Source organism: Schlesneria sp., from assembly GCF_036405755.1.
GTDB classification, from domain to species: Bacteria; Planctomycetota; Planctomycetia; order Planctomycetales; family Planctomycetaceae; genus Schlesneria; species Schlesneria sphaerica.
In genome coordinates, this window is record NZ_DASWWZ010000554.1 from 1 (window position 1) to 8,354 (window position 8,354).

General features: G+C 56.0%; 6 protein-coding genes. 3 read left to right on the top strand and 3 right to left on the bottom strand.

What is annotated here, in order from left to right; genetic code table 11:
- Window positions 1-228 precede the first annotated feature (228 nt).
- A complete protein-coding gene (locus VGE80_RS18560) occupies window positions 229-1,968 on the bottom strand; it encodes a hypothetical protein (RefSeq protein ID WP_373651002.1) in 1,740 nt (579 codons plus the stop codon).
- Window positions 1,969-2,923: 955 nt separating this feature from the next.
- Here VGE80_RS18560 and VGE80_RS18565 point away from each other — a divergent pair.
- Window positions 2,924-4,768, top strand: coding sequence for a hypothetical protein (locus tag VGE80_RS18565; protein WP_440593702.1), 1,845 nt, complete (start codon window positions 2,924-2,926; stop codon window positions 4,766-4,768).
- Between the two features lie 215 nt (window positions 4,769-4,983).
- Here VGE80_RS18565 and VGE80_RS18570 read toward each other — a convergent pair whose 3' ends face one another.
- Together VGE80_RS18570 and VGE80_RS18575 are read right to left on the bottom strand one after the other, a co-directional pair.
- Complete coding sequence (locus VGE80_RS18570) at window positions 4,984-6,297, bottom strand: glycosyltransferase (RefSeq protein WP_440593703.1); 1,314 nt, start codon at window positions 6,295-6,297, stop codon at window positions 4,984-4,986.
- A 142-nt stretch (window positions 6,298-6,439) separates the two neighbouring features.
- Window positions 6,440-7,378 carry a thiamine-phosphate kinase gene (locus tag VGE80_RS18575; protein WP_440593704.1) on the bottom strand — a complete coding sequence of 313 codons (939 nt, stop codon included), beginning with the start codon at window positions 7,376-7,378 and terminating at the stop codon, window positions 6,440-6,442.
- Window positions 7,379-7,594: 216 nt separating this feature from the next.
- On the opposite strand from VGE80_RS18575, the gene VGE80_RS18580 reads away from it, so the two are divergent.
- Complete coding sequence (locus VGE80_RS18580) at window positions 7,595-7,870, top strand: FmdB family zinc ribbon protein (protein WP_373650998.1); 276 nt, start codon at window positions 7,595-7,597, stop codon at window positions 7,868-7,870.
- A 67-nt stretch (window positions 7,871-7,937) separates the two neighbouring features.
- Entirely contained in the window at window positions 7,938-8,168 is a 231-nt protein-coding gene (locus VGE80_RS18585; protein WP_397570995.1) for a DNA gyrase inhibitor YacG, read from the top strand.
- Window positions 8,169-8,354: the final 186 nt, after the last annotated feature.

Genomic DNA, 8,354 nt, shown 5'->3' on the forward strand with positions numbered 1-8,354 from the left:
ACAGACTTCGCCATAAACCTCGCCCTGTGCTCCAAATGCGGTGCCGGTAAAGACCGTACCATCAGCGAGGGCGAGTTTCGCAGGTTCTAGCAGACTCATAATTTTCCGGTTTCCGTGTGGTTCCCAAACGGTCTGAGTCTACCACACGGAAAGTCGGAAATGAAGCGTTCGCAGCAAGGCAGAAGAAGGTGGTCCAGGGAACCCGAACCACCTCATTTTTGCGTCCGATTACGGGATACTCGTGCCGTTGAACTGACCAATTGTGCTGGATGTCGTGGTGATGACGTCAGTCCCTGCACCACCATTGACACTTAACGTGCCGATATTGCAGAGGGTAAACGCCGCCCGGTCGCTTCCGTTCCCCAGACTGATGTTCGTCGTCGAAGAATCAACCCCGAGCACTGCAATCGCGTCATCCCCGTCACCCAGGTCAGCCGTTAAAATCAGCTTTCCAGTGTGTGCAAACGTCGTCGAGGGGACGGTCGTGATCGCGCCGCCACTTCCCACGATGCCAATGCTCGTACCATTGGCCCCTTCGACCTTGAGGCTTCCAGCCTGAAGCGTAACGGTCAACGAGTTGCCCATCCCGTCACCGGTTAATGCCAGGGTCTTCGTCGCACTTGAGTACGAAGCGACAACGCGAGAGGAAACGACTGTCGGAGGAGCGACAAACGAACCGGCGATGTTGTATGTCCCAATGCTGCCATAGTCTGAGTATCCCGTTCCCAGCACCTGGCCATTGCCGACACCGTCGATTCGCACGTAATAGACCCCTGCGGTCACATTACGGTTGATCGAAGCGGTCAACTGATCGGTCGGATTGCTGCTGGCCAGCAGTGAGCCCGTGCTTGTGTAAAGATCCATCTGGATATCAAGCATCGTATTGGCAATTCCCCCGGTGGCAGTGAGCACCAGAGTCCCATTCCCCACCGTCAATTTGAACCAGTCTGTATCGGTTCGCGTCGTAATCACGCCCGTCTGCGCGACGTTGAAAATATTCGCGGCCGCCCCCAAACCACGAGTCCCATTGATCGCGGCTGCGGAAGTCCGATCGTTGGCGTAGTCATCCGCCAGATAAGTGAATCCGTTTCGTGTGGTGATGATCGCCAGGTCGTCTTCCAGGTTATTGGCGCTCAGATACTCACCCTTGCTCCACTGCACAAGGTTCTGTTCGTAGCCAACCCCCATGTGAGGCGCCCAACCAGTCACCCCCGAACCGTGGCCGTAGTAATAGCCCTCGGCGGGAGAAATTCGTCCATCGTGATCAAGGCCCAACGTGTGTCCGACTTCATGGATCGTTGCGTCAGCAATGAACTTGGAAGTATTTGCCAGACTTGCAGGAAACACGAAACAGGGAACGTCCGCACTTGCTGGGAAACTATTGAGAAACGCGACGCCCCCTGCATCCGGAGCGGGCGAGGGTGTTGATGTTCCGATCAGAACGCGAATCCCCCAGCGGGTATCACTTCCCCCCGAGTTGATCAGGTCAGCAAGAGGTGGCTCTTGAGTCGTGACGTTAACATTGAAGGGAGAAAACGCTTCCGCCGTCCGTCGCCAGATCTCCTGAATCGCGAGCAATTCTGTATTGGAGAAGGCCCGATTGGAGTCCAACGTAAACGGCGCAGTGGTAATCGCGCCACTGCCAGTGTTCCAGGGCGTATTGATCGTCGTGTGACCGTCAAAATCCAGGTAGATCGTCTTGGTAGCCGTGGCTTGGCTATGCAGCCGGAAGGTATCCGCGAGCGGTATGGTGGTTACGGCTGTTCCCGAAGCGGGCTGAGCCAGAGGTGTTTTGATTCGGGTGATATCGACGCCCGGCATCGAGCGAATCATTTTCGAAGTCAGCACCGTCGGTGTGACCCCCTGTGCTACGGCCAATGTTGCGCTGCAGCAGATCATCATTCCTGGCAGGGCCATCAGCACCCCGGCTGACGCAATTCCCGCACGCAATCGCTTCAAACTTGTCATTCCACGCATCAGCATAGTGCCCCCGCAATACGAGCCAGGTCGGTCAAAAAAAACTGGAAGTGGTCCATCACGAACCCTGCCAATCACCTGCCAAGCCTGGAGTCACTGCCAAAAAGACGATTGACGCTATCCAGATGAACTGAAGCAGCCGACGGGAAGGGACCTCTTCTCAACACTTGCCATACTGCCGTCACTGGCACAGGTCCTGCGGCGGAATCGGTTTAATTCATCGATCCCGATCTCTTCAAACCCGAATAGGCGAGAACAGATGTCCTTCCTTCCGACTTCGATGACGACCGCCCTGGACACTCCACACGCTGCAATCCTGGCACGACTGCATGCGACAAAATCTGGGTGATTTGTCAAAACTGGAATCGGTTTCAACAAACGAACAAGCGCCGAATTGGACCTGAAAGCTTGTCGACACGCGTGTACACATCGCTGGAATGGAAGCGACCGGGATTGGAAATTGTCTGAAGATTTCGACGCGAACCCAGATTGCGAAGCAGCTGATGAATTTGACAATTTTGAAGAAAATGTCAAATGCGCCAGCTCCGCAAAAGGAACCACTTGCTATTCGTTCAATTTCACGACAGCATGTATAGACCCCCAATCCAACTCGACTTCAAGAAATTCTTGAGAGATTTCGGCGCAGTTTCGCTCTTCGCGAATTCTTGACATTGCCTGACAGTTGCGAGCGAATCGAGCCGCAAACATATCACAGACAACACAAACGCCGCATTTTACCTAAAAATTCAGCTACGGCAGAAATTACCTATATTTACAGTGGACATGGGTAGTAGCGCGTCTTAGGATTTGTTTGAAAATCCCAAACCGTATCAATTTCGAAAAGTTTTCCGCGCGAAACTTTGCGGCTTAATCTTCCAGACCGTCTGGAAGTTCCAAATTGTTTTGGAAAGTGTCGGTTTCTGTTCATGTTGAGGGGGAGGTTTGAATGGTCAAACAATGGGGCCTTTTGGTCGCCACTGTCGCCCTGTTGGGGTCGACGGCACAAGCGGGGCATCGGCATCACCGCTGCTGCAAACCACGTCCAGCAACTTGCGCCTCGGTGCCCAGTTGCGTTGCAGCTCCCAGCTGCGGATCGGGAGCAGCAGTTGCCGGGTCAAGCGGATGTAACTCTGTTGTCTATGGTTCGGCAGGTTACGGTTCAGTCGGCTATGCTTCCTCCGGCGACGCCAGCGGTGGATGCGGGCCAGCGATGGTCGAACAGACGGTCATGGAACCACAGCTGACGACCGAAGTTCGCAAGGTCAACGTGACGGAATACCGTCAAGAAGCGCGTGAACGCAAGTACACCGTTGCTCGACAAGTTCCACGCACCGAAACCAAGACTCGCACCGTAACGTACTACGAGAACGAACCTCGTACGCGGGAAGAGTCCTACACGGTTTACAACACGGTGGTTGACCAGGTCGAACAGACCTACACGGTCAGCGTTCCTTACACGGAAACCCGCAAGGGAACACGGACCGTCTACAACACTGTCACCGACAATGTTGAGCAGACCTACACCGTTAACGTTCCGTACACGGAAACCCGCAAAGGAACACGGACTGTCTACAACACTGTCACCGACAATGTTGAGCAGACCTACACCGTCAACGTTCCGTACACGGAAACCCGCAAGGGAACACGGACTGTCTACAACACTGTCACCGACAATGTTGAGCAGACCTACACCGTCAACGTTCCTTACACGGAAACCCGCAAGGGAACACGGACCGTCTACAACACTGTCACCGACAATGTTGAGCAGACCTACACCGTCAGCGTTCCTTACACGGAAACCCGCAAGGGAACACGGACCGTCTACAACACTGTCACCGACAATGTTGAGCAGACCTACACCGTCAACGTTCCTTACACGGAAACCCGCAAGGGAACACGGACTGTCACCGTCCCCGTTGTCAGCACTGTAGACCAGACCTACACCGTCAATGTTCCGTACACGGAAGAACGACAGGGGTCGCGAACGGAATATGACACCGTTCAGGTTCAGCAGTTCCGCACCGTTTGCCAGGACCAGGGTCACTGGGAAACCCGTGCTGTCGCCGTTTCCAACGGCTGCCAGCCAGTGGGTGTTGCTGCCAATGTCTGTGCTCCTTGTGGTACAACCGCCGCTTGCGGTGGCTGCGCCAGCGGCTGCGGAAACGTCGCCGGTGGAGTTGTTAACGGTGGTGCATGTGGTACCCCAGTCGCTACTCAGCAGTACTGGGTTCCAAACGTAGTTCAGGTTCAGGTTCCTTACACCGTCTGCCAGCAAGTTGCTAAGCAGGTTCCTTACACCTACACCGTCACGCTGTGTCGCCCAGAAACACGCACCCGACAGGTGCAGGTCACGAACTACACCACGTCACAGCAAGAGTACGATTACCAGGTTCAGCTCTGCCGTCAGGAAACCCGTACCCGTACCGTTCCTGTGAGCCGTCAGGTTGCTGCTCAGCAAGAGTACGATTACCAGGTTCAGCTCTGCCGACAGGAAAACCGTACCCGTACTGTTCCTGTCAGCCGTCAGGTTGCCGAAACCAAGACCCGCACGATCAACTACACGGAAAGCGTCGCGAAGACCCGTGAAGAATCGTACGAAGTCACGGTTTGCGACACCGTCAACGAAGAGAAGACCGAAACCTACAATGTCTGCGTCCCTGTAACGGTTGAAAAAGAAGTCACCGTTCAGGTCTGCAAGCTTGTTCCAAAGACGGTCCTCGTCCCAGCTTCCAACGGTGCATGCTGCAACAACGGTTGCAACGCTGCTCCTGCCGCTCCTTGCTGCCAGTGATTCTTGCTCAACTCTGTTGAGTAATCGTCACTCACGTGATTAATCGAGATGCCCCGCGATGCGAGTCGCGGGGCATCTTCGTTTTGGGTTCCACCAACGAGCCCCGCATCAAATTTCAGACGGGCTTACCTGAAAGATTCCTCGCCCCGTCTCTCCCGCCGACATCCCGATTGTCCACCATGAATGCCCGTGGGCCAGTAATCACGATCGAGACTTCAGGATTTTGCTATCGCTCCACGCGCGATCTCTTCCATTAATGTCTGGAGCCGGTGCATCCCCGATTCGGGGTCGAACGTCTTCTCAATGATCTCCTTAGCCCGTACCGCACGAGCCCTCCACTGCTCGTGATGATCCATCGCATCCACGATGGCATCAGCCAGCGCACGAGCGTCCTCGGGCGGCACCAGCCCCCCCAGTTCTCCGTCGGCGAGAATCTCTTTCGGGCCAGTCGGACACGTTGTCGCCAGCGCGGGAACCCCATCGATGACGGCCTCAATCAACGCATTTGGCATCGCATCTGAGAGAGACGGAAGCACAAACAGCTTCGCATGCCGGTACCACCTCCGGGGGTCTCGATCGAAGCCAGCCAGATAGACGTGCCGCTCCAGACCGTGCTTCTCTATATAAGTAGTCAGCTCCCTTCGTGACTCCCCCTGACCGAAGATCACGAGTTGCACATCACGCCCCCCATGATTCACCACCTCGTGCATGGCTTCGAGCAGGTACTGATACCCTTTCTGCGGATGAAGCCTCCCGGCACTGACAATGAGAAACGAGGGATTGTCCTCCCGGAAAATTGCCCGCAGCGTCTGCCATCGCTCATCCCGTTCCGGGGACACTTCGCCCGCAGACTCCTTCGGAACCGAAGCCGCTGCTTCGTCGGTTCCCGCCCCTCCCGGACCATGTAACGCATCGACCTGACCACCCGCATCTGCTCGAGACGGTGGCCGTACATTGGCGAGCAGATTTTGATAAACCTTCACGTGCTCTGGATGAAGATGAAAATAGTCCAGCATTCTCCGCCGCAACCCCTCAGAATTGGCAAGGACGACGGAAGCACTCTGGTACGCTCGACGCGCTAATAACCAGGCCATTCGGACCGAAAAACGAGCGTGTTGCTCCAGTTCGGGCTGTGGGTCGGCGACACAACACGAGATCCGCGGAGTGGGCCGGAACCAGCAGGCACCAGCGGCGTCCAGCGTGGCCAGGTACGTCCGGTCATAAATGAGATCGATCTTCTGATCGCGTAAGACACGGGCCAGGTGGAGGTAGCGCAGAAGTCGAGTCAGTTTCAGCATCCTCAGCAGACGACGCGAAATCGATTCCGGCTGCCGATCCCAGTATGCAGAGACAGGAACGTCAGCGGGGACTTCGCTCATCAGTTCCCCCTGCTTCATTGCCAGGTACAGGTGCGGAACAAAACGGGTTCGATCGAGGCGCCACAGAATCTCCAGCACCTGTCGCTCGGCACCGCCCCCCCCCATGGAGCCAATGACGAACAGCACTCGTAATCGTGAGTCTACGGACATTCTTCAAACCAATGGTGAGCAGGGAAGAGATCATCAGACGTACGTGAAAGAACCAGCACACTCTGCGGAAAATGGATCACACCATCCCCCTCCAGGCAGCCGCGCCCAACTTGGCTGCTCGGCCCGAAAATCGCTCTGACGATCACTGGCCCTCAGCGTCCAGCGAATGAGTCCACCCGATGGGACTGAGCGGTTCGATTCTTCCATCCGGATACCGAATCCTGCACCCCGCAGCTTCGACAATTTCTCCCACCCTGGTGATGGGTGTCGTTTCGGGCCATTGAGCGAGCAATCGTTCTCCCTCCTCAGGCGACACGGCAAACAAGAGCTCAAAATCCTCTCCGTCACTGAGTCCGTGCTGCAAGGGAGAAGAACCATCCGTGGATGCGAGTGCCCACTCCGTCAATGGAATCTGGTCGGCTACAAGCAGCGCACCGACCCGGCTGGCGGTCAGAATGTGGTCCAGATCGGCCGCAAGTCCGTCGCTGATATCCATCATGGCATGCAGTTCAACCATCCGCGCCAGCTTCTTCGCTTCCGCGAGCCGTGGCGTAAATGTCAAATGGTGCCTGGTGGGCAGGCTTCCTCCAAGCTTCCCCGTGACAAACAGCCAGTCTCCCGGTTTGGCCCCGTCTCGGCAAATGGAACGGGGACCGACAGGGTGCCCGGTCAGTGTGACGCTGATGACCAGCGGCCCATTCCAGCTATTGGTATCACCCCCGGCAATGACGATGTTGAATTCCTCCGCCAGCTCGATGACGCCGGTGTGCACTCGCCGCGCGAATTGGGCCCCCCGATGTTTTGGAAGGGCCACGGAAACAAACGCCGCTGTCGGCTCACCTGCCATGGCGGCAATGTCGCTGACATTCACAGCCAGTGCTTTTCGCCCAGCCTGTTCAGGGGTGGCGTCGGGAAAGGTGAAATGAACCCCTTCCATCAGCATGTCGATTGCCACCAGTTGATCGCGGTCGGCTGGTGGACGAAGGCAGGCAGCGTCATCCCCGATTCCCACGCGGACCGGCTCGCGATCTCGAACCTGCGAACGTATCCAGTGAATCAGATCGAATTCAGGGCGGCTCATGTCAGACTTAGAAGTATTAAGGAAGAAAGCCTTGGAAACTTGCCAGCGTTGCTATCATACGCGAATCTAGACAGTCCTGACGGGTTTCGGCATTCCCTTCCGTCAGACTTCCGTGAGAATTCCTCGGAGTTCTCATCCAGCCCTTGCGGACAACGACCGGATGGTTTTTCATCTGCGTCAAGATCAAACGCGTTTTGTATATCAGGAGCCTCTCTCGTGCCGACTTATGACTACAAATGTGACGCCTGCGATCATCTCTGGGAAGAGTTTCAGTCGATCAAGGCGGCGCCGGTCAAGAAGTGCCCCAAATGTGGCAAATCCAAGGCCAAACGCCAGATTGGCGGCGGCGCTGGTCTGATCTTCAAAGGGTCCGGGTTCTATCTGACAGACTATCGCAGCGACTCTTACAAGAAAGCCGCCGCAGCCGATAAGCCGTCAAGTGATTCCGGTTCTGCTTCGAAAAGCGATTCCGGCAGCAAATCCGACAGCTGATGCTCGGCACAGACGTCGTCGGCACCCCTGTGGATCCGTCACAACACCGGAAAAGAGCTTACCTATCTTGATCCGCTTGCCAGAATGCCCAATCTGCCAGAAGGCAGTCGCTCCGGCCACCGATCCTGCCAGTAATTACGCCCCCTTTTGCAGTCGCCGTTGTAAAGAAGTCGACCTGATTCGATGGTGCGAGGGGCGCTATGCCATCGTGGAAAAACTCGACCTCGCCCGGCAATTGGAAGAATTGGCAAGCGGTCAGGATGCGGAATTGGAAGACGAACTTCTCACTGACGAGTAGGGGCCATTGCGGCCAGACGACGATGCCGCTCCGTCGAACGCTGGTCGCGAGACATCTTTGTTCCATTGCTTTGTTCCACTGCGAACGAGAATTCCCTGCAAACCCTGCCGTCGCCCAGTTTTTCTCACCGACAGCCCTCCACCCATTACGCCCTCTAGAGAAGGACGCCCCCCAATGACGTTGAAA

Excerpts from the sequence above, each read along its gene's own strand:
- VGE80_RS18560 (WP_373651002.1), bottom strand. The coding sequence starts at position 1,968 with ATGACAAGTTTGAAGCGATTGCGTGCGGGAATTGCGTCAGCCGGGGTG.
- VGE80_RS18565 (WP_440593702.1), top strand. The coding sequence starts at position 2,924 with ATGGTCAAACAATGGGGCCTTTTGGTCGCCACTGTCGCCCTGTTGGGG.
- VGE80_RS18570 (WP_440593703.1), bottom strand. The coding sequence starts at position 6,297 with ATGTCCGTAGACTCACGATTACGAGTGCTGTTCGTCATTGGCTCCATG.
- VGE80_RS18575 (WP_440593704.1), bottom strand. The coding sequence starts at position 7,378 with ATGAGCCGCCCTGAATTCGATCTGATTCACTGGATACGTTCGCAGGTT.